The sequence below is a fragment of the Sphaerotilus sp. genome, from assembly GCF_013299175.1.
Lineage (GTDB): Bacteria > Pseudomonadota > Gammaproteobacteria > Burkholderiales > Burkholderiaceae_C > Sphaerotilus.
Genome location: NZ_JAAFKF010000028.1, coordinates 16,910 through 38,936, shown reverse-complemented (window position 1 = coordinate 38,936; position 22,027 = coordinate 16,910). Strand labels below are relative to the sequence as shown.

The window sequence follows — 22,027 nt, the reverse complement described above, 5'->3', positions numbered from 1 at the left end:
TGGCCTCGGTCAGGCCAAACGGGTCCAGCAGCAACCGGCGCGCCGTGGCCAGTCGTTCGAGGGTGGGTTCGCGAGAGATCATGGGCGCATTCTAGGGACGCCGCCGGGCCGCGTCTGCGACCGATGGTGCTGACCTCGCCCCGGCCCTCACAATTGTGCCGATGTCCGCCCCCACGCCACCGCCGCGCCTCGTCGCCCACCTCGACATGGACGCCTTCTATGCGTCGGTCGAGCTGCTGCGCCGGCCGGAGCTGCGCGGGCAGGCGGTCGTGGTGGGCGGCAGCCGGGCGCGGGCAGCGGAGTTCGACGGCGACTGGCCACGGCTGGGTGATTACGTCGGGCGAGGTGTGGTCACCACGGCCACCTACGAGGCCCGCGCCCGCGGCGTCCACTCCGGCATGGGGCTGATGAAGGCCGCCGCGCTGGCACCACAGGCCATCCTGCTGCCCGCCGATTTCGAGGAATACCGACGCCTGTCGCGGGCGTTCAAGGCAGCGGTGGCGGAACTCGCGCCCGACATCGAGGACCGCGGCATCGACGAAATCTACATCGAGCTGACCGACCTGCCCCGCGTGCGTGACCATGTCGGCCACGACCCGCTCGGCGGCGCCCGGGCGCTGGCGCAGGACATCAAGAACAACGTGCGCCGCGCCACCGGTCTGTCGTGCTCGGTCGGGCTGGCGCCGAACAAGCTGCTGGCCAAGGTCTGCAGCGACCTCGACAAGCCGGACGGGCTGACGGTGGTGATGGCGGGCGATGTGCCGACGCGCATCTGGCCGCTGCCGGTGCGGCGCATCAACGGCATCGGGCCGAAGGCGGGGACGAAGCTGGACGAACTGGGCGTTCACACCATCGGCGAACTTGCAGCCTGCGCGCCCGACTGGCTCGTCACCCACTTCGGCCACCGCCACGGCCTGTGGATGCACCAGGCGGCGCACGGGCTGGACGACCGCCCGGTGGTGACGTACAGCGAGCCTGTCTCCATGAGCCGCGAAACCACGTTTGACCGCGATCTGCACGCCCGCCATGACCGCGCCGCACTGGGGGTGATCTTCACCACCCTGTGCGAGCAGGTGGCCGGTGACCTGCAGCGCAAGGGCTACGTCGGCCGCACCATCGGCATCAAGCTGCGTTTCGACGATTTCCGCATCATCACCCGTGACCTGACGCTGCCGGCCCCGACCGCGCAGGCCGAGGCGATCCGGCGGGCCGGCGGGCTGTGCCTGAAGCGGGTGGACCTGGGGCGGCGGCTGCGGCTGCTGGGGGTGCGGGTGGGTGGGTTGTCGAAAGCCGGGGGGCGCCCAGACAGTCGGAAGATCGAATCTTCTGCCGCCGCTGCATCCACGGCCTCTGCCGCACCGCAGCCTCACACCCTGCCGCTGTTCCCGGACGAAGATGCGTCCACCACCGGAACTGGAACCTGAGCCTGAGCCTGGCGCCTCACCAGTGGCGCTCGATCAGACCGATGCGGCGACCAACGCGGCTGACGAGCAGGTGGTAGCGCAGACGCCAGCCCTCCATCTGCAACGCCGCAGGCACGGGCGGTGGAGGCAGACCGCGTGCGTGATCGAAAGTCGCCCGCGACAGGTAGATCATCACGGCAGTCTTGTAGGGCAGATACACCACCCGGCCGAATGCAAACCCGGCCTGCACCAGGCGCAGCAGCACCTTGCGGTTGCGGATGTCCGGCTCGCCGACCATGCGCCGGACGGACGGGTCGCGGAAGATCCACGCCGCAATGGCCTGGAAGGTGTAATAGGCCGCGGCGGGCAGCGGCTTCTCGACCGGCCCCAGCATCAGATGGAAGCCCCGGTCGCCCGCCTGCACGCGGTAGTGCCGGCTGAGCACGTCCGCGTTCACGTCATACGACTCGAACATGAACAGCCGCTCGCCCGTGGCCGCCAGGATGCCGAAGACCACGTCGCAGGTGCCGCTGGCTTCGATCTCGGCGAACTTCTCGCGGATCTCCTCCACCGTCTTGCCCTGCAGCCCCCAGAAGCGGGCGTAGTCGCGGCTGAACCAGTCGTGCAGCAGCGGCGCATCCTCGTCGAGCACCATCTTGCGCAGCAGGACGGTGCCGCTGGGGCCAAAGGGAACGTCCATCGGCGTGGTCGGCGCACCGCTCATGCTGGCACGCCCACCGGTGTACCCTGCTGCGCCGGACGGGTTTCCAGCATCGCCAGCAGCGGCTGCAGGGAAGGTCCGCAGGCGCGGCGCTGCACGTCGTCGAGCGTGATCGTCTGCGTGGTGAAGCGTTGCAGCGCGCGGTGCGTGGCGTCGAGGGTGTCCTTGCAGAACGGAAGCAGCAATTCCGTGACCAGCCGCATCCGCCGCGCCGCCGACACGCGGGCGTCCCCACCCACCTGATCCAGCAGGTAGCCCCCGTTGCCAGAATGCACCAGGTTTGCCTCCACCAGCGCCGCACGCGCCTGCGGAAAATCCACCTCGTCCAGCAACGCCAGCACGATCCGGATGCAATGGCCCATGACCGTGCGGTCATCCAGGCCCTCGCCAGGGTCGTGGTAGCACTTGGCCAGACACGCCGACACCAGCGACCGCTCCGTGTCGCTCAGCAGCGCATCGCGCGCCTGCAGCATCCACAAGGACTGCGCACACAGGTATTGCGTCAACCGGACCAGCAACTCCAGCCGCGCCGTGGCATACACATACCCATAAAACTCGTCCCAATCCTCGATGGCATTCACCGCGCGGCGGGCCTCGGCGGAATCCAGCGGCTTGGAAAACGTGCCGTTCATCGTCACGTCGAGATAATCGATGATGAGTTTCTTGCTGCCAGCACAACCGTTGCCGGCAGCGGAGACCAGCGTGCCGGAACGGTCGGCCATCTCGTAGAGTTCGGTCGCGGTGAGCGGGCCATCCCGCAGCACCGACAGATCACCCTTCTCCATCAAGGTCCGCACCACCATGAACGGCCCGACGCCCAGGGTGAAGAAGGCGGTTTCGAGCGCCGGCAGCGACGTGATGGGGCGGCTGCGCTTGCGCGCCAGATAGGCCGGGTAGGCGGCGCCCAGCTTGGAAAACACGTAGCCCTGGCACAGGGTCAGGCGGGCGCTGTCCAGACCGCGGCGGCGGATGTAGTCGTTGCGCAGCATCGTGGTGAACTGCAGGGCGTCGGGCCACACGGCCATGACCTGCCGCAGCGCCGTCACGTTGATGGGCAACCCGTTGCGCGAGCCTTCGAATTTGCAGATCTTGTGCTCGGTCTCGACCACTTCCTTGTAGACCGCCGGGTTGCTGTTGTTTTCCCCGATCTGGCGCCCGTCGTGGGAATGGAATGTGCAAATGCCATTCCAGACATCGGCATCGAATTCCATGTTCGCCCGCCGATACGGGGGCGGATGCACGGCGGAATACGCCCGCACCGCCAAGCGGTTGAATCGCTTGGAATAAAACAGTTTTTTCGCCAGAGCCGACATCGAGTGCAATCTTCTGCGGTAGGTGGATCGTCTGGCCAATCCCGTGCTTGCAACCCCCCCGCGCAAGCCGGAACGACCTCTTCGCTGTCTGCCGGTGGTGGGTGTTGCCCACCCGGCCCTTGTTCTGTACTTTGCCGATGCGCCGCGCTCTTGGGCAAGGTGACACCGTGTGGCAATTGGACACCAATCCACCATTCGAGCAAAATTTCACGCAAATAATTTTGCAATAATTTTCATATTTTGCTAATCAAGTCTCCCACGCGCCGCCCGCGTGTGCAGCCGCATCGGTACCTAATCGATCCTGCCGCCTGCCCCACCACACCCGGGCAGACCCGACCAGACCCCGACAGGGTCAGCGTTCACGATTACAGTGCCGGCCTGACATCTCCCTCTCCGCTCTCCCTCTCAGGTAGCCTGCCGATGCGCTCAAAGTCCCGCTCTTCCTTGTCCCGGTCGTCGTCGTCCTCCTCGGCATCGCTGACGCCGTGGCTGGTGCTTGCGCTGCTGGTGATCGGGGCCGACCAAGCCTCCAAATGGCTGGTCCTGCAACGCTTCCAGCTCGGCGATGGCCAGACCCTCACCAGCTACTTCAACCTCGTGCGCGTCCACAACACCGGGGCGGCGTTTTCGTTTCTGGCCCAGGCTGCGGGCTGGCAACGCTGGTTCTTCATCGGGCTGGGTGCGGCGGCGTCGGCCCTGTTCATCTGGATGCTCCAGCAGCACGCCAGGCAGCGCCTGTTCAGCTTCAGCGTGGCGATGCTGCTGGGCGGCGCCATCGGCAACGTGATCGACCGGGCCTGGCATGGCTACGTGGTCGATTTCCTGCAATTCCACTGGAATGCGCTGGCGCCGCTGTTTCCCGGCGGCTACTTTCCGTCGTTCAACGTGGCCGACTGCGCCATCACGGCGGGGGCGATCGGGTTGATACTGGACGAGCTGTGGCGGGTGCGCCGCAGTTGACCGGATGGGAATAGGAATAGGGATGGAGCCGCCATGGACCGCAACAGCAGCCGTGACAGCAAGACCGAGGCCGAGGGCGCCTCACCCATGCGCCTGCGGCAGGTGGGCCTCGGCGACCCGCTGCGCTGGCTGATGCGGGGCCTGCACGACTACCTCGCCCACCCCGCGATCAGCCTGTTCTACGGCGTGTGCTTCATGGCGATGGGCTGGACCCTGCTGAAGGTCTACGAACACGCTCCCGCCTACACGCTGGCGATGTCGGCCGGCTTCCTGCTCGTCGGGCCGTTCCTGTGCATGGGGCTGTACCAGGTGTCGATGTGTCTGGAGCGTGGTCTGGCGCCGGATTTCGGCGACTCGCTGACCGCCTGGGACGCGCACATCGGGCAGATGGCCATCTTCGGCTTCGTGCTGCTGGTGCTGGAGATGCTCTGGGGCCGGGCGGCGATGGTGATCTTCGCCGTGGGCTTCGACGGGATGCCGGACCTCAAAGGCTCGCTGCGGGCCTTGCTGGACCCGGAGAACCTCGGCTTCACCGTGACCTACCTCGGCGTGGGCGCGGTGTTCGCCGGGTTGATCTTTTCGGTCAGCGTGGTGAGCATCCCGATGATGCTGGACCGCCGGGTGGACGCCATCACCGCCGGGCTGACCAGTCTGCGTCTGGTGCTGGCGCAGCAGGTGGTGATGCTCTGGTGGGGGCTGCTGATCACCGGGCTGGTGGTGGTGGCGATGCTGCCGTGGTTCCTGGGCCTGCTGCTGCTGGGTCCGGTCGTGGGCCACGCGAGCTGGCACGCCTACCGCGCCACCGTGTGCGAGGACCACGACACGGCCGCGGACTGATCACAGCGTCAGCACCGTGCAGCCGGTGGTGGCGCGCGCCTCCAGGTCGCGGTGGGCCTGCGCGACCTGTTCGAGCGGGTAACGCTGCGACACCGGGAGCTTCACCTCGCCGGAGACGACCCGCGCGAACAGCTCCTCGGCCAGCGCCTGCGTGCCCTCGCGGGTGGCGATGTGGGTGAACAGCGTCGGGCGGGTGACGTAGAGCGAACCCTTGGCGCCGAGGATGCCCAGGTTGACCGGCGGGATCGGGCCGGACGCGTTGCCATAGGTCGCGAACAGACCGAAGGGCGACAGGCAGTCGAGCGAGCCGTCGAAGGTGTCCTTGCCGATCGAGTCGTAGACCACCTTCACGCCGCGTCCGCCGGTGATCTCGCGCACGCCGGCGGCGAAATTCTCGCTGCGGTAGTTGATGGCGTGGGTGGCACCGTGCTGCAGCGCGAGCAGGCACTTGTCGGGACTGCCGGCCGTGGCGATCAGGTTCAGCCCCATCGCCCGCGCCCACTGGCAGGCGATCAGGCCCACGCCGCCCGCCGCCGCATGGAACAGCACGAAGTCGCCGGGCTGCAGGCCACCCTGGGGCTGCGTGCGGTTCAGCAAGTAGGCGGCGGTCATGCCCTTGAGCATCATCGCGGCACCGGTCTCGAAGTCGATGCCGTCGGGCAGTTGCACCACGCACTTGGCCGGCATCACCCGCACCTCGCAGTAGCTGCCCGGCGGCTGGCTGGCGTAGGCCACGCGGTCGCCGGGCAGCAGGTGCGTCACACCCGCGCCCACCGCCTCGACCACGCCGGCCGCCTCCATGCCGAGCGCCAGCGGGAGGGCGTTCGGGTACAGGCCCGTGCGCTGGTAGACATCGATGAAGTTCAGCCCGATGGCGTGGTGGCGGATGCGCACCTCGCCAGGGCCGGGTTCGCCCACGGGCAAATCAACGAGCTGCATCACGTCAGGGTCGCCGAAAGTCGTGATCTGGATGGCGCGGGGCATGGGGAGTCTCCTGGTGGTCCGGCAAAGACGCAAAGCTTACGGGATTGGGCGACACTCTGCCCATGACCCTCACGCCACGCCTGATCGCCATGCTGACCCTTCCGCCGCTGCTCTGGGCGGGCAATGCCGTGGTGGGGCGGCTGGCGGTCGCACAGGTGCCGCCGCTGCTGCTCAACGCGATCCGGTGGGGTGTGGTGGTGCTGGTGCTGCTGGGGCTGGGTCGGCAGGCGATTGCCACCGCCGAGCGCCGCCGCGACATCCTGCAACGCTGGCGGCCACTGGCGCTCATGGGGCTGCTGGGGGTGGGCGCCTACAACGCGCTGCAGTACCTCGCGCTGACCACCTCGACCCCCATCAACGTGACCCTGATCGCAGCGAGCATGCCGCTGTGGATGCTGCTGGTGGGCGCCGTGTTCTACGCCGAGCGGCCACGGCGCGCGCAGGTGATCGGCGCAGCGCTGTCGCTGACCGGCGTGGCCACCGTGATCGGCCGCGGGCAACTGGCCACGCTGGCGCAGGTGCAGTTCGTGCGCGGCGACCTCTGCATGCTGGCCGCGGCGGCAAGCTGGGCGGGCTATAGCTGGCTGCTGGCGCGGCCCCCGGCGTCGATGCGTGGCGCCGCACGCCCGCACATCGTCGCGGTGGACGGTCAGCGGCGTGTCTGGACCTGGGACGAGGCGCTGCTGGTGCAGGCGCTGTTCGGCGTGCTGTGGGCGGGCAGCGCGGCGGGGCTGGAGGCCCTGGTGTCGCCGCGCGTGCCAGCGTGGTCGCCAGCGATGGGGCTGGCGGTGGCCTACATCGTCGTCGGGCCGTCGCTCATCGCCTACGCGCTGTGGGGCCGGGCGGTGGCGGCCGTGGGGCCGACCACCGCCGGCATCTTCGCCAACCTCACCCCGCTGTTCGCCGCGCTGCTGTCCACCGCCCTGCTCGGCGAAGCGCCACACGGCTACCACGCGGTGGCGTTCGCGCTGATCGTGGCGGGCATCCTGGTGTCCTCGCGGCGCTGACCCTTCAGCGCCAGCGCGCCAGCAACGCCACCCCGGCCAGCACCAGCAAGGTACCCGCCACGATCCAGGGCGTCATCGGCTCGCCCAGGACCAGCACGCTCATCAGGATCGTGCTCATCGGCCCGACCAGCCCGGTCTGTGCCGCCAGCCCCGCCCCCAGCCGCTCGATGCCCAGCATCACCAGGATCACCGGCGCGAAGGTGCAAGCCGTGGCGTTCAGCAGTGACAGCCACAGCACCGGCGTCGCCACCTCGAACACCGACGCCACCGGCCGCAGCACCACGAACTGCCCGATGCACAGCACGCAGGCCACCGTGGTCGCCAGCCCCGTCAGCCGCAGCGCACCCAGGCGCTGGACCTCCTGCCCGCTCTGCACGAGGTAGATGGCATAGCTCAGCGCACTGGTGAACACCAGCGCCGCGCCCAGCCCCACATGCGGCCCCAGGTCGGTCAGCTCGCGGCCGAACACCACCAGCACGCCCGCGTAGCTCACGCCCAGCGCCATCAACTGCTGGCGTGTGACCCGCTTGCCATGCAGCACCACGCCGAGGAACAGCACCAGCGTCGGGTTGAGGTAGAGGATCAGCCGCTCCAGACTGGCGCTGATGTAGGCCAGCCCGGCGAAGTCGAGGAAGCTCGCGAGGTAGTAGCCCGAAAATCCCAGGCCAAGCACCGCCACGAGGTCACGCCGCGTCAGCGCCGGCTTGTCGCGGCTGGACCACCACGCCAGCGCCACGAACAGCGGTAGCGCGAACAGCATCCGCAGCATCAACAGCGTGACCGCATCGACCCCGTGCCGGTACGCCAGCTTGACGATGATGGCCTTGCCCGAAAAAGCAATCGACCCGGTCAGCGCGAACGCCAGACCGGGCCAGAGTGTCGGACGGCCGGAAACGGCCGCGGCGCTCAGAGCTTCTGTGCCTGCATGAAGTCGTCGAAACCGGCTTCGGCGAAGCGGAACCACAGGTTCTGTTCGGCACGGAACTTGGTGAAGTCGGCGTAAACCTTCTTCCAGTGCGGGTTCTTGTCGCTCAGCTCGGCGTACATCGCCATCGACTCCTTGAACGCCAGCTCCATCACGTCCTTCGGGAAGCGGAACAGCTTGGTGCCACCGGACACCAGTGTCCTCAGCGCCGCGGGATTGCGGCCGTCGTACTTGGCCTGCATGTCCACATGGGCATAGGCCGCGGCCGCTTCGACGATGGCCTTGTACTCGGGGGTCAGCGCATCGAACGCCTTCTGGTTGATGAAGAAATCGAGCTGCGGGCCGCCTTCCCACCAGCCCGGATAAGCATAGTTCGGGGCCACCTTGTTGAAGCCGAGCTTCAGGTCGTCGTAGGGACCGACCCACTCGGCGGCGTCAATGGTGCCTTTTTCCAGCGCCTGGTAGATCTCGCCGCCGGGAATGTTCTGCGGCACACCACCGATGCGCTCGATCACCTTGCCCCCGAAACCGCCGATGCGGAACTTCAGGCCCTTGATGTCGGCCAGCGAAGTCACCGGCTTGCGGAACCAGCCGCCCATCTGCGCGCCCGTGTTGCCACCGGGGAAGTTGATGATGTTGTAGGTCTTGTAGAACTCGCGCATCAGCTTCAGGCCATTGCCCTCGAACATCCACGCCGTCATCTGGCGGCTGTTCAGACCGAAGGGGATGACGCAGCCCAGCGCGAAGGTCTCGTCCTTGCCGAAGAAGTAGTACGGCGCGGTGTGGGCCATCTCGACGGTGCCGTTCTGCACGCCATCGACGACGCCAAACGCCGGCATCAGCTCGCCGGCCGGGTGGGTGGAGATCTGGAACTTGCCACCCGTCATCGCGCTGACCTGCCTGGCGAACTCCTCCGCAGCGCCGAAGATCGTGTCGAGCGACTTCGGGAAGCTCGACGCCATGCGCCAGCGGATGTTGGCCTGCGCATGGACGATGGCGGGCGCAGCACCCGCAGCGAGCACACCGGCCAGACCGGTTTGGCGAATGAAATTGCGACGTTCCATGCAAAGGCTCCTGAATCCTGAATGAGTAGGGAAAGCTGAGGGTGATTCTAGGAACCCGCCCCCCGCAAGACCACGAGGGTTACCCCTGCGCCATAGTACGCAGTGGCGAGGCCACCCCCAGCCGCGCGCTCCAGTCATGCATCTGCCGCGCCAGTTGCGGCTCGATGGGGAGGCCGGTGCAGCGGCGCTCGGCTTCGCAGTCGTGTTCCGGGTCACCGGGCATGCGCGGCGACCCGGGTTCAGCAGCCAGCGCGTGCGCCATCTGCTCGACGACGGCGGCCAGCATCGGCCCGCCCGCGAAGCGCATCGGGTCGATGACGAGGAAAAACGCCCCGATGCGGCGCGGCGCGTCGAGGTCGCCGAACATCGGTGGAATGTTCGGCCCGAAAGGATTGCCGTGCAGCGGGCCGCTGAGCAGATCGACCATCAGCGCCAGCGCGTAGCCCTTGTGGCCGTAGTCGTGGCCGCCGAGCGGGGTGACGGCGATGGCGGCGTTCGGGTCGGTGGTCGGCTGGCCTGCGGCGTCGATGGCGATGTCGGGCGGCAGGGTGTGGCCCTCGCGGCGGGCGTTCATCACGCGGTTCCATGGGATGGAGGTCGTCGCCATGTCCAGGCACACCGGCTCGCCGTTGGCACGCGGGAAGGCGATGGCGATCGGGTTGGTGCCGAAGAACGGGCGCTGGCCGCCGTGCGGAGCAGCGATGCTGTCGGCGTGGGTGAAGGCGAGTCCGATCAGCCCGGCGCGGGCCGCCTCGCGGGCGTAGAGGCCGACCGCGCCGCAGTGCGACGAGTCGCGCACGCCCACCGCTGCCAAGCCGGTTTCACGGGCGATGTCCATCGCCAGCCGGTTGGCGAAATGCGCGACGAGGATGCCCTGCCCCTGGTCGCCATCGACCTGCGCGGTGGACGCGCCCGTGCGCTCGATGCGCAGCACCGGACGTGCCCGGATCGAGCCGCGAGAGATGCGGTCGAAGTAGTGCGGCAACCGGGCGATGCCGTGCGTGTCCACGCCCCACAGGCTGGTCTGCACGAGGCTGTCGGCGAGTTGCCGGGCATCGGGCAGCCGCAGGTCCAGCGCCTGCAGGCACTGCACCGCCCACGCAGCGATGTCCTCGGCGGGCACGAACACGCTGCCCTCGGCGATCGGTTGCACCATCAGGAATCCTTGTTCACGTCGCGGATCTTCGTTTTCACATCACCGCGCCGAGTTGCCACGGCACGAACTCGTTCTGGCCGTAGCCATGTTGCTCGCTCTTGGTGGCGCGGCCCGAAGCGGCGTCCAGCATGAGGCGGAAGATGCGCTCGCCGGCCGCGTCCACCGACTCGGCGCCGTCGATCACGGTGCCGCAGTTCAGGTCGATGTCCTCGGCCTGCCGGTTCCACAGCGCGGTGTTGGTCGAGAACTTCAGCGACGGCGACGGCGCGCAGCCATAGGCCGAGCCACGCCCGGTCGTGAAGCAGATCAGGTTGGCGCCGCCCGCGACCTGCCCCGTCGCCGACACCGGGTCGTAGCCGGGCGTGTCCATGAAGACGAGGCCGTGCGCCTTGACCGGCTGCGCGAACTCGACGACATCGACCAGGTTCGTCGTGCCGCTCTTGGCGATGGCACCAAGGCTCTTCTCCAGGATCGTCGTCAGCCCGCCCGCCTTGTTGCCGGCGGAGGGGTTGTTGTCCATGCGCATGGCGTGGCGGGCGGTGTACTGCTCCCACCACGAGATGCGGGCGCGCAGCTTGTCGGCCACTTCGACGCTGACGGCGCGGCGGGTCAGCAGGTGCTCGCCACCGTAGATTTCGGGCGTCTCGGACAGGATCGCCGTGCCGCCATGCCGCACGAGGCGATCGACCGCCGCGCCGAGTGCCGGGTTCGCGCTCAGGCCGGAGTAGCCGTCCGAGCCGCCACATTGCAGGCCGACGACGAGGTGAGACGCTGGCACCGGCTGGCGCGTCACGCGGTTCGCCTCGGGCAGCATCTGGCGGATCAGCGCGACGCCACGCGCCACGGTCTGCGCCGTCCCGCCCGAATCCTGGATGCTGAACGTGACCAGCCGGGCGCCTTCCTGCAAGCCTTCCTGCGCGATCAGGCCCTGGATCTGGTTCGTCTCGCAGCCCAGGCCGACCACCAGCACCGCCGCAAAATTCGGGTGCCGCGCATAGCCGCCCAGCGTGCGGCGCAGCACGCGCAGCTCCTCGCCGTCGCTCGCCGTGGCGCAGCCCATGCCGTGGGTCAGCGCGACGATGCCATCCACGTTCGGGAAGTCCGCCAGCGCCTCGGGGCGGATGTCGCGGCGAAACTGGTCCGCGATGGCCCGCGCCACCGTCGCCGAACAGTTCACCGAGGTCAGCACGCCGATGTAGTTGCGCGTCGCCACCCGGCCGTCCGCCCGCACGATGCCATCGAAGGTCGCCGGCGTCGCCTCGAACGCGGTCGGCACGGCGTCCACCCCGTCCGCGTGTTCGCGGGCGAAGTCGCTGAACGCGAGGTTGTGGGTGTGGACATGCTGGCCCGGCGCGATCGGCTGGGTCGCCGTGCCGATGACCTGCCCGTAGCGGCGCACCGGCTCGCCCGCCGCGATGGCGCGGGTGGCGACCTTGTGCCCCGGCGGGACCAGCCCGGAGACGGTCACGCCCTCGTCGGCCAGCACGGTGCCGCCCAGCAGTTGCGCGCGGGCGATGACGACGTTGTCGCCGGGATGGATGCGGATGACGGGGCCGGCGCTCATGGGGTGGTCCTCGGGGTGGCTCAGGTGTCGATCAGGCGTCGATCAACGCCGGGTTCCAGGCGTGGACCGTCTGCTGCTGCTCGCCGAGCTTGTCGATGCCCAGGCGCATCACGTCGCCCGCTTTCAGGAACACCGGGCTGGGCTTCTGGCCCATGCCGACGCCGGGCGGCGTGCCGGTGGTGATCACGTCGCCGGGGTTGAGCGTCATGAAGCGGCTCAGGTAGCTGACGATCTGCGCGACGGTGAAGATCATGGTCGCGGTGTTGCCGGTCTGCATGCGCTGGCCGTTCACGTCGAGCCACATGCCCAGGTTCTGCACGTCGCCCACCTCGTCGGCCGTCACCAGCCATGGCCCGATCGGCCCGAAGGTGTCGCAGCCCTTGCCCTTGTCCCAGGTGCCGCCGCGCTCCAGTTGGTACTCGCGCTCGGACACGTCGTTGATCAGGCAGTAGCCGGCGACGTGCGAGAGCGCGTCTTCCTCGGCCACGTAGCGTGCCTTCGTGCCGATGACCACGCCGAGTTCGACTTCCCAGTCGGTCTTCACCGAACCCTGCGGCAGCACCACGTCGTGGTGACAGCCGACCGCGCACTCGGTCGTCTTCTGGAACACGACGGGCTCCTTCGGGATCGCCATGCCGGACTCGGCGGCGTGGTCGGCGTAGTTCAGGCCGATGGCGATGAACTTGGTCATCCCCGTCCACGGCACCTGGAGTTCACCCTGCTCGACCACCGGCAGCGTGGACACGTCCAGCGCCTTCAGGCCGGCGAGCGCGGCGGGCGACAGCGCCGACGCGGTGATGTCGGACAGCACGCCGGAGAGGTCGCGCACGCGGCCTTCGCTGTCGAGCAGGCCGGGTTTCGGGTTGGCGCGGGGGCCGTGGCGCAGGAGTTTCATGGGAGTCCTTTCGGGTTCGGTGTTCGGGTGTGTGGATCAGTTCGACCAACCGCCGTCGATGACCTGCGTGGTCCCGGTGGTGAACGACGATTCGTCGCTCGCAAGATACACGGCCAGCGCCGCGATCTCGTCCACGCGGCCCAAGCGCCCCATCGGCTGGCGGGCGACGAAAGCGGCCTCGACCTGCGCCTGTGTCAGGCCGGACGCGGTGGCCTGCGCATCGATGCGGTCGCGCAAGGACGGCGACTCGACCGTGCCCGGACAGATCGCATTGCAGCGCACGCCCTTGGTGATGAAGTCCGCCGCCACCGCCTTGGTCAGCCCGATCACCGCGGCCTTGGTCGTGCCGTAGACGAATCGGTTCGGGGCGCCTTTCAGGCTGCCGGCGACCGACGCGACGTTGATGATCGAGCCGCCGCCCTTTGCCAGCATCCCCGGCGCGAAGGCGCGGATCGTGCGGAACATCGAGCGCACGTTCAGGTTCATCGCGAAGTCCCACTCGGCCTCGGTGCAGTCGAGCACGGTGCCGGCGTGGACAAAACCGGCGCCGTTGAACAGCACATCGACCGGGCCGTGTGCCGCAGCGGCGGCGGCGATCGCGGCCGGGTCGGTCACGTCGAGCACCTGCGTCGTGCAGCCGCATTCGGCGGCCAGCGCGTCGAGCGCCGCGGCGTTCACGTCGGTGGCGATGACACGGGCGCCTTCGCGGACGAAAGCCAGCGCGGTGGCGCGGCCGATGCCCTGGCCGGCGGCGGTGATGAGGGCGGTCTTGCCGCGGAGTCGGTCGGTCATGGGGTGGTTCTCCGGGAGTTCAGTGGTTGTCCTTGGGCACCGCGCTGCCGCGCTTGCCTCGGAGGAAATCGAGGTCCGCGCCTTCGTCGGCCTGCAGCACATGGTCGATGTAGAGCTTCCAGTAGCCGCTGTCCATCGGTGGCACGGGCGGCGTCCACGCGGCGCGGCGGCGGTCGAGTTCCGCGTCGTCCACATGCAGGTGCAGCGAGCGCCCGGCCACGTCCAGCGTGATCAGGTCGCCGTTCTGCACGAGCGCCAGCGTGCCGCCCGCCGCCGCTTCGGGCGCGGTGTGCAGCACGACGGTGCCGTAGGCGGTGCCGCTCATGCGGGCGTCGCTGATGCGGACCATGTCGGTGATGCCCTTGCGCAGCACCTTCGGCGGCAGCGGCATGTTGCCCACCTCGGCCATGCCGGGGTAGCCCTTGGGGCCGCAGTTCTTCAGCACGAGGATGCAGGTCTCGTCCACGTCGAGCGCCTCGTCGTCGATGCGGGCGTGGAAGTCGGTCGAGTCCTCGAACACGACGGCGCGGCCGGTGTGCTGCATCAGCGCCGGAGTCGCCGCGCTCGGCTTGATCACCGCGCCGCGTGGCGCGAGGTTGCCGCGCAGCACGGCGATGCCCGCGTTCGCCTTGAACGGCGCATCGAACGTCTTGATCACGCGCGGGTCGAAGTTCTCGGCATCGGCGATGTTCTCGCCGACCGTGCAGCCGTTGGCGGTGACGATTTCCGTGTGCAGCAGGTGCGCGATTTCCTTCATCACCACCGGCAGACCGCCCGCGTAGCAGAAGTCCTCCATCAGGTGCTGGCCCGACGGCTGCAGGTTGAGCAGGCACGGCAGTTCGCTCGCAAGCCGGTCGAAGTCGTCGATCGACAGCGGCACGCCGAGCCGCCCGGCGATGGCGATCAGGTGGATCACCGCGTTGGTGCTGCCGCCGATGGCCGCGAGCGTACGGATCGCGTTCTCGAAGGCTTCGCGGGTCAGGATGCTGGAGAGCTTCTGGTCGTCATGCACCATCTGCACGATGCGCCGCCCGGCCTGCCGCGCCAGCACGTTGCGCCGCCCGTCCACCGCCGGATACGCCGCGTTGCCCGGCAGCCCGACGCCAAGCGCCTCGACCATCGACGCCATCGTGCTGGCCGTGCCCATCGTCATGCAGTGGCCGTGGCTGCGGTGCATGCAGCTCTCGGCCTCGAAGAAGTCCTGCAGCTTGAGCGTGCCGGCGCGGACCTGCTCGCTCATGCTCCACACGCCGGTGCCCGAGCCGAGTTCCTGGCCGCGCCACTTGCCGTTGAGCATCGGGCCGCCGGAAACGCCGATGGTCGGCAGATCGACGCTCGACGCGCCCATCAGCAGGCTCGGCGTCGTCTTGTCGCAGCCCATCAGCAGCACCACGCCGTCGATCGGGTTGCCGCGGATCGACTCCTCCACGTCCATGCTGGCGAGGTTGCGGTAGAGCATCGCGGTCGGGCGCAGCAGCGTCTCGCCGAGCGACATCACCGGGAACTCCAGCGGAAAACCGCCCGCCTCGTACACGCCGATCTTGACCTGCTCGGCCAGCGTGCGGAAATGCGAGTTGCAGGGGGTCAGCTCGCTGAAGGTGTTGCAGATGCCGATGACCGGGCGGCCGTCGAACTGGTCGTGCGGCACGCCCTTGCCCTTGACCCAGCTCCGGTACGCGAAGCCGTCGCGGTCCTGGCGGCCGAACCATTGCTGGCTGCGCAATTCGTCCGGGCGTTTTTTCTTCGGGGGCGTGCTGCTCATCGGTCGTCAGGCTCTCGGCATGCGGGCGGGTTGTTATCGTGGTGGCTGCGCGTTTTCCCGGTCGCCACCGCCGGAAGTGCGCAACGATACTATGGTATGACGAATGACAACCATACCCGTGCAATCCCGGAGCCTGTGACCATGACTGCTGATACCTCCTCTGCTGTTGCTGCTGCAACCGCCCTGCCCCACTTTCCCGCATTCGACGTGCTGTCGGTGATGCCGCTGCCGCCGCTGCTCGCCCCGCTGCTGCGCGAGGCGTTCACGGTGCATGACCGGCTGCACCTGCTGGACCCGGCTGCGTTCGAGCTGATCGCGCCGCGGGTGCGGGGCATCGCCGCGAGTGGGGAATCGAAGGTGGGGGCCGAGCTGATGGACCGGCTGCCGGCGCTGGAGATCATCTCGGTGATGGGCGTCGGCTATGACGGCATCGACGTGGCGGCGGCGAAGGCGCGGGGGGTGGTCGTGACGCACACGCCGGATGTGCTGAACGACGACGTGGCGGATCTGGCGCTCGGGCTGATGTTGGCGGCCTCAAGACGGCTGGTGGCGGCGGATCGGCATGTGCGCGAAGGGCTGTGGCCGGCGCAGGGGCCGATGCCGCTGGCGCGCAAGCTCTCGGGGGCGCGGCTGGGCATCCTCGGCATGGGGCGGATCGGTCAGGCGATTGCCCGGCGGGCGCTGGCGTTCGACATGACGGTCGCGTACCACACGCGCACGCCCAAGCCGGAGGTGCCGTACCCGCATGTGGCGTCGGCGGTCGAGCTGGCGCGGCAGTGTGACGTGCTGTGCGTCATCACGCCGGGCGGCGCGGCCACCAAGCATCTGGTGAATGCCGAGGTGATGAACGCGCTCGGGCCGCAGGGGTTGCTGGTGAACGTGGCGCGGGGGTCGGTGGTGGATGAGGCGGCGCTGATCGAGGCGCTGGAACAAGGCCGCCTCGGCGCGGCGGCGCTGGATGTGTTCGAGCAGGAACCGCAAGTGCCCGAGCGGCTGCGCGCCCTGCCGCAGGTCACGCTGAGTCCGCACATCGGCAGCGCGACGACGGCGACGCGGCAGGCGATGGCGGGGCTGGCGGTGGATAATCTAAAGGCGAAGGCGAGCGGGCAGGCTGTAGTGACGGCGGTGCCGGAGTACAAACGAGTCATCCAAAACTAATGACCTCAAATGAAAATTGATAATTTAAACAAATACACAGAACTACAACCCAAAAATATAGGGGATATCAATAATTTATATTGGTTATTAATAATAATAATTTCTGCCTCGCTTATGGTAACCACAATTTCTGGCAACTTCCCAGAAGAAAGAGTAAAATTAGCAACATTAGCAACATCTGTGCTGGGGTTCTTAATAACATTATTGTTATTGGCGCACAAGCACAATGAAGATTATAAAAAAGACATGGTGAATCTATCTTCTGTACTTTTCAAAAACTATACAGAGCACAGAAAAATCTATCTTGAAAAATTGAGTCGATTCGAAACCGATTCAGGGGTAGATTTAGAAAAACTCTACTTGAAGCTATTCCCAAGAATACAAATCGGCGAATACAGCGCAAACATTTCTCCCTTATTAGCAGAACTAGATGCCCATACTGAGAATATCAATAATATTCTCGCAATATCCAGTAAAATATCGAGTGAAGCCAACGAAGAATCCCATGACCCGCCTACCATGGCGATATGTAACACGCTCACACTTAAAGGCGTAGATTTACTTCAGCTTAAGTTGTCAATAGATAGCTTATCAAGCGCAATACAATCAATCAAAAAAATCATAGGTACCACAAAATCAAACAAATTGTATCCAGAAATCCTATTTCTAGAAATATTCAGAAGTGCGCATAGCGTTTATGTCAACAACAACTCTGATCTTGAATCGTTAGAAAAATCACTAGAGGAAGTCACAAAAGCCCGCAAGGCTCTCGGTACAATACGTGAAACGATAGAAACCATAATTAATGGCAGATCATATGAAGACCCTCTCAGAATTACTTCACATGCCGTGGAAGATGCATTCAATGAATTTAATTACCACAAAATAACACCCCTCATAGAAGAAATAATAGAAGAAATGGACATATAAATGGATGATTCCGCAGATTCGATCCGACCTAGCACGCTCTAAACTGAAGCGCAACACTGCAATGGAATTAACAGGTTGAGCCGATTAGCGCGAGGCACCGCGCAGCGTAATCATCAACTGAGGCCAAGCGAACACTTCGTGCAACACAAAGGCTACACCGCCCGCATCGAATACGACGAACGGGACAATATCCTCGTCGGCCGGGTGCTCGGTATTCGCACCATCATCAGTTTCCACGGGGAAACCGTCTCGGAAGTACGCCGCGAATTCGAGGCAGCCATTGAGGACTTCCTGAACGACTGTCAGGCGCAGGGCATCAAACCAGAAAAGCCGGCTTCCGGTAAACTCATGCTGAGAGTGCCGCCGCAAGTTCACGGCGCCGCACTCGTGGCAGCGGAAGCCGCCGGGAAAAGCCTCAATCAGTGGGCAATGGAAGTCATCCAGTCCGCCGCCCAACCGCATTGAGACCGCCCAGTCACCGGATCGCAGCCAACGGAATGAACATCGGCGACGGGTCCGGACGCTTGTCACCCTCCAGCAGCCAGAAGCCCAGCCGCTGATAGAAGGAAACCGCCCCGGCATCCGCATCCAGGTACAGGCCATAACTGCCGATGTCCTGCGCGCTGCGCTTGACGACATCAAAGGCATGGTTCATGAGGTGGCGACCATGACCATTTCCTGCGTCACTCGCATGGATACCCAGCATGATCAGGCGAATGCAGGGAATGATTCGGGGAAGCGACCCCAACTGCATGGCAGAAAATACGGAGATCGGAACGGAATGGCTGGCGACCGTGTAGAAGCCGACAAATCGGTCGAGGCCACCGTCTTGCCCTTCCTCCAGCATCGCATAGGCAACACTGAGTCCCTGCTTGACCTGCTTTTTTAGCGAGTCCTTGACGAACTTGTTGACCGGGTGCAACCCGCAATCGAATTGATTGAAGCCCGCGTACTTGACGGCCGGATCAAAGCGGTCAATCACGAAACTCATTCGCCGCGCACCTTCATGCGAGGCTGGCTGCGCAAGGCGATCATCGCTTCGGTGGGTTCAGGTGGCGACTGCAACAGTTTCACGAGTTGACGCTGCCCCTCGGCAGACAGCGTGATCGCGGTGTGGTCGCGCAAGATGGTGCGCGCCTTCTCGATCGCCGAGGCCAGCATGAAAGCGGACAGATCCATCCCGTCCAGGATGGCCGCCTTGCTGAGAAGCTCTTTCGTTTCCCTCGTCGTCTTGAGTTCCATGCGGGCGTCTTTGAGTGTCATGGCTCTCATGGGGCCTCCGTACAAAAAGAAGAATTCGAATCATACGGTCGTTGACCGTACCAATCAAGCCCCCCTGCGGCCGACCCTTACGGGATTCCCCGTTAACCACACGTCATCATTCATCATACGATAGCGCCACTTTTCCTCACCATGACCGACGCCAGGAGACAGGCACATGCAATTCAAGACATGGATGACCGGCACCCTCGCCGCCGCCGCGCTGGTCGCGATGGCGCCAGCACAAGCGGATGAAACCCTCACCGTCTGGTGGGGCAAGGGCTACTACAAGTCCGAGGACGACGCGCTGTTCAACGCGATCAAGAAGTTCGAGGCCAAGAACAAGGGCGTCAAGATCGAGCTGTCGCTGTACGCGCCCCAGGAAATGATCCCGAAGTCGGTCGCCGCGCTCGACGCCGGCAACCCGCCCGACGTGGCCTATGGCGACGTGTACGACTTCCAGGTCACCGCCAAGTGGGCCTATGACGGCAAGCTCGAAGATGTCTCGTCCATCATCGACCCGCTGCGCAACAAGTTCGAGGCGCAGGCGCTGTCCACCACCTTCCTGCTGAACAACGCCGAGGGCGGCAAGCGCGCGTACTACGCCTTCCCGATCAAGCAGCAGACCATGCACATCCAGTACTGGAAGGACATGCTGGCCGACGCGGGCTACAAGGAAAGCGACATCCCGACCGGCTGGAAGGACTACTGGAACTTCTGGTGCGAGAAGGTCCAGACCGGCTACCGGCAGAAAACCGGCAACCGCGCCTACGGCACCGGCTTCCCGATGGGCGTGGATTCGAGCGACTCGTTCTTCTCGTTCCTGACCTTCATGGACGCGCACAACGTCAAGCTGGTCAACGACTCCGGCAAGCTGCTGGTCGATGACCCCGCCGTCCGCCAGGGCCTGATCAACGCCGTCACCGACTACACCAGCGTCTACACCAAGGGCTGCACCCCGCCGTCGGCCACCAACTGGAAAGACCCGGACAACAACGTCGCCTTCCACAACAAGACCATCGCGATGACCCACAACGCGACGATCTCGATTGCGGCCAAGTGGCTCGACGACTCGACCAATGCCACCCTGACCGACGCCCAGCGCGCCCAAGCCAAGAAGAACTACACCGAGCTGATCGCCACCTCGGCCTTCCCGACCAAGCCGGACGGCACGAAGATGCAGTACCGCGCCGCCGTCAAGACCGGCGTGATCTTCAAGGACGCCAAGAACAAGGCGATGGCCAAGAAGTTCGTGGCCTTCCTGCTCGACGAGTCCAACCTGACGCCGTATGTGGAAGGCTCGCTGGGCCGCTGGTTCCCGGTCACCAAGGCGGCGCAGGAAAGCGCGTTCTGGAAGGGTGATCCGCACCGCGTGACGGTCTACAACCAGTTCAAGGCCGGCACGGTGCCGTTCGAGTTCACCAAGAACTACAAGTTCACGGTGCTGAACAACGAGAACGTCTGGGCCAAGGCCATGAACCGCGTGCTCAACGAGAAGGTGCCCGTGGACAAGGCCGTGGACGAGATGATCGCCCGCATCAAGGCCGTCGCCGGTAGCTGAGAGACCTTGCCGTGACCGCTGCCCTCGCTTCTGCCGCCGCGTCCCCCCGGACGCGACCGGGTCTCAGCACCTGGACCTTGTGGGGCCGCGCCCTGCTGGTGCCCTACGTGCTGGTGTTCCTGGTGTTCGTGCTCTATCCGGTCGGCTACGGGCTGTGGCTCGCCCGCCACCCGGACAGCTACGTGCGCCTGCTGGACGACCCGATCTTCTACCGCACCGCCGTCAACACGCTCATCTTCGTGGTGGTCGCGGTCAACGTGAAGATGGTGGTGGCGATGGGGCTGTCGGGCTTTTTCGTGCAGACGCGCTGGTGGATCAAGATCGTCTCGATGATTTTCATCCTGCCGTGGGCCGTGCCGTCGATCCCGACCATCCTGTCGGTGCGCTTCATGCTCAACCCGGAATGGGGTGTCATCAACAGCACCATCTTCCGCCTGACCGGGCTGGACGGGCCGAACTGGCTCAACGATCCGACGCTGGGTCTCGGCTTCGCGATGCTGATGCACATCTGGAAATCGCTGCCGTTCTGGACGCTGATCCTGGTGGCGGGGCGACTGGCGATTCCAGGCGAGCAGTACGAGGCGGCGAGCGTGGATGGCGCCACCCGCGGCCAGAAATTCCGCTTCATCACCTGGCCCGCGATGAAAGACCTGTACCTGACCTGCACCATCCTGTCGATGATCTGGACGCTGGGCGACTTCAACAGCGTCTACCTGCTGACAGGCGGTGGTCCGGCTGACCTGACGCATGTGCTGGCGACGCTGGGCATCCGCTACCTGCGGCTGGACCAGATCGACCTCGCGATGGCCTCGCTGGTGGTGGCGCTGCCGCTGGTGCTGCCGCTGGTGTGGGTGATGATGAAAAGGCTGTCCAAATGAGCCGCGCCCGCTTCACCCTGAAGTCCATCAGCCGCGAGGCGCAGTTGCTGCTCGTCGGCATCCCCGTGCTGCTGTGGACGCTGATCCCCATCTACCACCTGGTGCTGTTCGCGATCTCGCCGCGCGACAAGGCCACGTCCGGACGCCTCTGGCCGCAAGACCCGACGCTGTCGAACTTCGACATCGTCTTCAACCAGAAGCATTTCTACCTGCACCATTTCTGGCAGCAGCTCGGCAACTCGCTGCTGATCGCCGTCTCGGTGGGTGCGCTCACGCTGTTCGTGGCGACCTGTGCGGCGTTCTCGATCAGCCGCTTGAAAGTCCGCGGCGGGCGCACGGTGATGAACCTGGCGCTGATGACCTACTTCATCCCGGCCGCGTTCCTGGCCGTGCCGATGTACAAGACGATGGCGACCTACGGGCTGCTGAACAACCGCTGGTCGCTGATCCTGGCGATGGTGACGATCGCGTCGCCCTACTGCATCTGGGTGCTCAAGCAGGCGTCCGACAAGCTGCCGTGGGAGCTGGACGAGGCGGCGCGCATCGACGGTGCCTCGCCGATGCAGTTGTTCCGGCTCGTGTACCTGCCGCTGATGGTGCCGTCGCTGGTTGCTGTCGGGACTTACGCGCTGCTGCTGGCCTGGAACGAGTACCTCTACGGCTTCCTACTGCTGTCCAACGAGGCCGACCTGACGCTGGCCGTGGCGCTGGGCAACTTCCTGGCGGCGGACGACTCGCCCTGGGAGCTGCTGATGGCCACGGGACTCGTCTACGCGCTGCCGCCGGCCGCGATCTATTACGCCTTCAAGCGGTACATGGTGTCCGGCCTGACGGCTGGCGCAGTGAAAAGCTGACCT

The 22,027-nt window shown here is 65.7% G+C and carries 22 protein-coding genes; 10 read left to right on the top strand and 12 right to left on the bottom strand.

Translation table 11 applies throughout. From position 1 onward, the window contains the following. The first annotated feature begins 161 nt into the window (after positions 1-161). Entirely contained in the window at positions 162-1,424 is a 1,263-nt protein-coding gene (gene dinB, locus QZW52_RS07130) for a DNA polymerase IV (protein ID WP_293996750.1), read from the top strand. 16 nt (positions 1,425-1,440) lie between these two features. Here the strand turns inward: dinB and QZW52_RS07125 are convergent, their stop codons facing one another. Together QZW52_RS07125 and QZW52_RS07120 are read right to left on the bottom strand one after the other, a co-directional pair. Beyond that, positions 1,441-2,127, bottom strand: a complete 687-nt coding sequence (locus QZW52_RS07125) for a GNAT family N-acetyltransferase (RefSeq protein ID WP_293996748.1) — start codon at positions 2,125-2,127, stop codon at positions 1,441-1,443. Next, positions 2,124-3,335: a hypothetical protein gene (locus QZW52_RS07120; protein ID WP_293996746.1), complete on the bottom strand. Its 1,212-nt coding sequence runs from the start codon at positions 3,333-3,335 to the stop codon at positions 2,124-2,126. The genes QZW52_RS07125 and QZW52_RS07120 overlap by 4 nt, the downstream gene beginning before the upstream one ends. Positions 3,336-3,857: 522 nt before the next feature. Here QZW52_RS07120 and lspA point away from each other — a divergent pair. After that, a complete protein-coding gene (lspA, locus tag QZW52_RS07115) occupies positions 3,858-4,397 on the top strand; it encodes a signal peptidase II (RefSeq protein ID WP_293996744.1) in 540 nt (179 codons plus the stop codon). Positions 4,398-4,430: 33 nt separating this feature from the next. Continuing rightward, positions 4,431-5,234: a DUF2189 domain-containing protein gene (locus QZW52_RS07110; protein ID WP_293996742.1), complete on the top strand. Its 804-nt coding sequence runs from the start codon at positions 4,431-4,433 to the stop codon at positions 5,232-5,234. Here the strand turns inward: QZW52_RS07110 and QZW52_RS07105 are convergent, their stop codons facing one another. Further along, positions 5,235-6,218: a quinone oxidoreductase family protein gene (locus tag QZW52_RS07105; protein ID WP_293996740.1), complete on the bottom strand. Its 984-nt coding sequence runs from the start codon at positions 6,216-6,218 to the stop codon at positions 5,235-5,237. Positions 6,219-6,280: 62 nt separating this feature from the next. Between QZW52_RS07105 and QZW52_RS07100 the strand changes: the two genes are divergently transcribed. Continuing rightward, entirely contained in the window at positions 6,281-7,225 is a 945-nt protein-coding gene (locus tag QZW52_RS07100; protein WP_293996738.1) for a DMT family transporter, read from the top strand. A gap of 4 nt (positions 7,226-7,229) precedes the next feature. Here QZW52_RS07100 and QZW52_RS07095 read toward each other — a convergent pair whose 3' ends face one another. The 7 genes from QZW52_RS07095 to QZW52_RS07065 form a co-directional block, all read right to left on the bottom strand. Beyond that, positions 7,230-8,135: a DMT family transporter gene (locus tag QZW52_RS07095; protein ID WP_293996756.1), complete on the bottom strand. Its 906-nt coding sequence runs from the start codon at positions 8,133-8,135 to the stop codon at positions 7,230-7,232. Next, positions 8,132-9,214: a TRAP transporter substrate-binding protein gene (locus QZW52_RS07090; protein WP_293996736.1), complete on the bottom strand. Its 1,083-nt coding sequence runs from the start codon at positions 9,212-9,214 to the stop codon at positions 8,132-8,134. Before QZW52_RS07090 ends, QZW52_RS07095 begins: the two co-directional genes overlap by 4 nt. 79 nt (positions 9,215-9,293) lie before the next feature. Continuing rightward, on the bottom strand, positions 9,294-10,370 hold the full coding sequence (locus QZW52_RS07085; protein ID WP_293996734.1) for an Ldh family oxidoreductase: 1,077 nt from the start codon (positions 10,368-10,370) through the stop codon (positions 9,294-9,296). 34 nt (positions 10,371-10,404) lie between these two features. Continuing rightward, complete coding sequence (locus QZW52_RS07080) at positions 10,405-11,934, bottom strand: UxaA family hydrolase (protein WP_293996732.1); 1,530 nt, start codon at positions 11,932-11,934, stop codon at positions 10,405-10,407. A 31-nt stretch (positions 11,935-11,965) separates the two neighbouring features. Further along, the gene (locus QZW52_RS07075) at positions 11,966-12,829 is read right to left on the bottom strand and encodes a fumarylacetoacetate hydrolase family protein (protein ID WP_293996730.1); all 864 of its coding nucleotides are present in this window, start codon (positions 12,827-12,829) and stop codon (positions 11,966-11,968) included. Positions 12,830-12,865: 36 nt separating this feature from the next. Further along, a complete protein-coding gene (locus QZW52_RS07070) occupies positions 12,866-13,621 on the bottom strand; it encodes an SDR family oxidoreductase (RefSeq protein ID WP_293996728.1) in 756 nt (251 codons plus the stop codon). A gap of 19 nt (positions 13,622-13,640) precedes the next feature. Then, complete coding sequence (locus tag QZW52_RS07065) at positions 13,641-15,383, bottom strand: IlvD/Edd family dehydratase (protein ID WP_293996726.1); 1,743 nt, start codon at positions 15,381-15,383, stop codon at positions 13,641-13,643. A gap of 219 nt (positions 15,384-15,602) precedes the next feature. Between QZW52_RS07065 and QZW52_RS07060 the strand changes: the two genes are divergently transcribed. The 3 genes from QZW52_RS07060 to QZW52_RS07050 all read left to right on the top strand — a co-directional run bounded on the left by QZW52_RS07060 (position 15,603) and on the right by QZW52_RS07050 (position 17,936). Next, a complete protein-coding gene (locus QZW52_RS07060) occupies positions 15,603-16,541 on the top strand; it encodes a 2-hydroxyacid dehydrogenase (RefSeq protein ID WP_434738287.1) in 939 nt (312 codons plus the stop codon). Between the two features lie 9 nt (positions 16,542-16,550). Beyond that, complete coding sequence (locus QZW52_RS07055; RefSeq protein ID WP_293996723.1) at positions 16,551-17,471, top strand: hypothetical protein; 921 nt, start codon at positions 16,551-16,553, stop codon at positions 17,469-17,471. 75 nt (positions 17,472-17,546) lie between these two features. After that, on the top strand, positions 17,547-17,936 hold the full coding sequence (locus QZW52_RS07050) for a type II toxin-antitoxin system HicB family antitoxin (RefSeq protein ID WP_293996721.1): 390 nt from the start codon (positions 17,547-17,549) through the stop codon (positions 17,934-17,936). A 10-nt stretch (positions 17,937-17,946) separates the two neighbouring features. On the opposite strand, the gene QZW52_RS07045 is transcribed toward QZW52_RS07050, so the two are convergent. Both QZW52_RS07045 and QZW52_RS07040 read right to left on the bottom strand, forming a co-directional pair. Then, the gene (locus QZW52_RS07045; RefSeq protein ID WP_293996719.1) at positions 17,947-18,462 is read right to left on the bottom strand and encodes a GNAT family N-acetyltransferase; all 516 of its coding nucleotides are present in this window, start codon (positions 18,460-18,462) and stop codon (positions 17,947-17,949) included. Beyond that, positions 18,459-18,734: a type II toxin-antitoxin system TacA family antitoxin gene (locus QZW52_RS07040; protein ID WP_293996717.1), complete on the bottom strand. Its 276-nt coding sequence runs from the start codon at positions 18,732-18,734 to the stop codon at positions 18,459-18,461. Before QZW52_RS07040 ends, QZW52_RS07045 begins: the two co-directional genes overlap by 4 nt. 175 nt (positions 18,735-18,909) lie before the next feature. Between QZW52_RS07040 and QZW52_RS07035 the strand changes: the two genes are divergently transcribed. From QZW52_RS07035 to QZW52_RS07025, 3 genes are read left to right on the top strand one after another with little or no spacing between them, the layout of a single operon-like run. Further along, the gene (locus QZW52_RS07035; protein ID WP_293996715.1) at positions 18,910-20,292 is read left to right on the top strand and encodes an ABC transporter substrate-binding protein; all 1,383 of its coding nucleotides are present in this window, start codon (positions 18,910-18,912) and stop codon (positions 20,290-20,292) included. An 11-nt stretch (positions 20,293-20,303) separates the two neighbouring features. Further along, positions 20,304-21,170 carry a carbohydrate ABC transporter permease gene (locus tag QZW52_RS07030; protein ID WP_434738286.1) on the top strand — a complete coding sequence of 289 codons (867 nt, stop codon included), beginning with the start codon at positions 20,304-20,306 and terminating at the stop codon, positions 21,168-21,170. Beyond that, positions 21,167-22,024 (top strand): carbohydrate ABC transporter permease, encoded by an 858-nt coding sequence (locus tag QZW52_RS07025; protein WP_293996713.1) that lies wholly within the window; start codon positions 21,167-21,169, stop codon positions 22,022-22,024. Before QZW52_RS07030 ends, QZW52_RS07025 begins: the two co-directional genes overlap by 4 nt. Positions 22,025-22,027: the final 3 nt, after the last annotated feature.

Coding starts and splice junctions, on each gene's coding strand:
- dinB (WP_293996750.1), top strand. CDS start 162: ATGTCCGCCCCCACGCCACCGCCGCGCCTCGTCGCCCACCTCGACATG.
- QZW52_RS07125 (WP_293996748.1), bottom strand. CDS start 2,127: ATGAGCGGTGCGCCGACCACGCCGATGGACGTTCCCTTTGGCCCCAGC.
- QZW52_RS07120 (WP_293996746.1), bottom strand. CDS start 3,335: ATGGAATTCGATGCCGATGTCTGGAATGGCATTTGCACATTCCATTCC.
- lspA (WP_293996744.1), top strand. CDS start 3,858: ATGCGCTCAAAGTCCCGCTCTTCCTTGTCCCGGTCGTCGTCGTCCTCC.
- QZW52_RS07110 (WP_293996742.1), top strand. CDS start 4,431: ATGGACCGCAACAGCAGCCGTGACAGCAAGACCGAGGCCGAGGGCGCC.
- QZW52_RS07105 (WP_293996740.1), bottom strand. CDS start 6,218: ATGCCCCGCGCCATCCAGATCACGACTTTCGGCGACCCTGACGTGATG.
- QZW52_RS07100 (WP_293996738.1), top strand. CDS start 6,281: ATGACCCTCACGCCACGCCTGATCGCCATGCTGACCCTTCCGCCGCTG.
- QZW52_RS07090 (WP_293996736.1), bottom strand. CDS start 9,214: ATGGAACGTCGCAATTTCATTCGCCAAACCGGTCTGGCCGGTGTGCTC.
- QZW52_RS07085 (WP_293996734.1), bottom strand. CDS start 10,370: ATGGTGCAACCGATCGCCGAGGGCAGCGTGTTCGTGCCCGCCGAGGAC.
- QZW52_RS07080 (WP_293996732.1), bottom strand. CDS start 11,934: ATGAGCGCCGGCCCCGTCATCCGCATCCATCCCGGCGACAACGTCGTC.
- QZW52_RS07075 (WP_293996730.1), bottom strand. CDS start 12,829: ATGAAACTCCTGCGCCACGGCCCCCGCGCCAACCCGAAACCCGGCCTG.
- QZW52_RS07070 (WP_293996728.1), bottom strand. CDS start 13,621: ATGACCGACCGACTCCGCGGCAAGACCGCCCTCATCACCGCCGCCGGC.
- QZW52_RS07065 (WP_293996726.1), bottom strand. CDS start 15,383: ATGAGCAGCACGCCCCCGAAGAAAAAACGCCCGGACGAATTGCGCAGC.
- QZW52_RS07060 (WP_434738287.1), top strand. CDS start 15,603: ATGCCGCTGCCGCCGCTGCTCGCCCCGCTGCTGCGCGAGGCGTTCACG.
- QZW52_RS07055 (WP_293996723.1), top strand. CDS start 16,551: ATGAAAATTGATAATTTAAACAAATACACAGAACTACAACCCAAAAAT.
- QZW52_RS07045 (WP_293996719.1), bottom strand. CDS start 18,462: ATGAGTTTCGTGATTGACCGCTTTGATCCGGCCGTCAAGTACGCGGGC.
- QZW52_RS07040 (WP_293996717.1), bottom strand. CDS start 18,734: ATGACACTCAAAGACGCCCGCATGGAACTCAAGACGACGAGGGAAACG.
- QZW52_RS07035 (WP_293996715.1), top strand. CDS start 18,910: ATGCAATTCAAGACATGGATGACCGGCACCCTCGCCGCCGCCGCGCTG.
- QZW52_RS07025 (WP_293996713.1), top strand. CDS start 21,167: ATGAGCCGCGCCCGCTTCACCCTGAAGTCCATCAGCCGCGAGGCGCAG.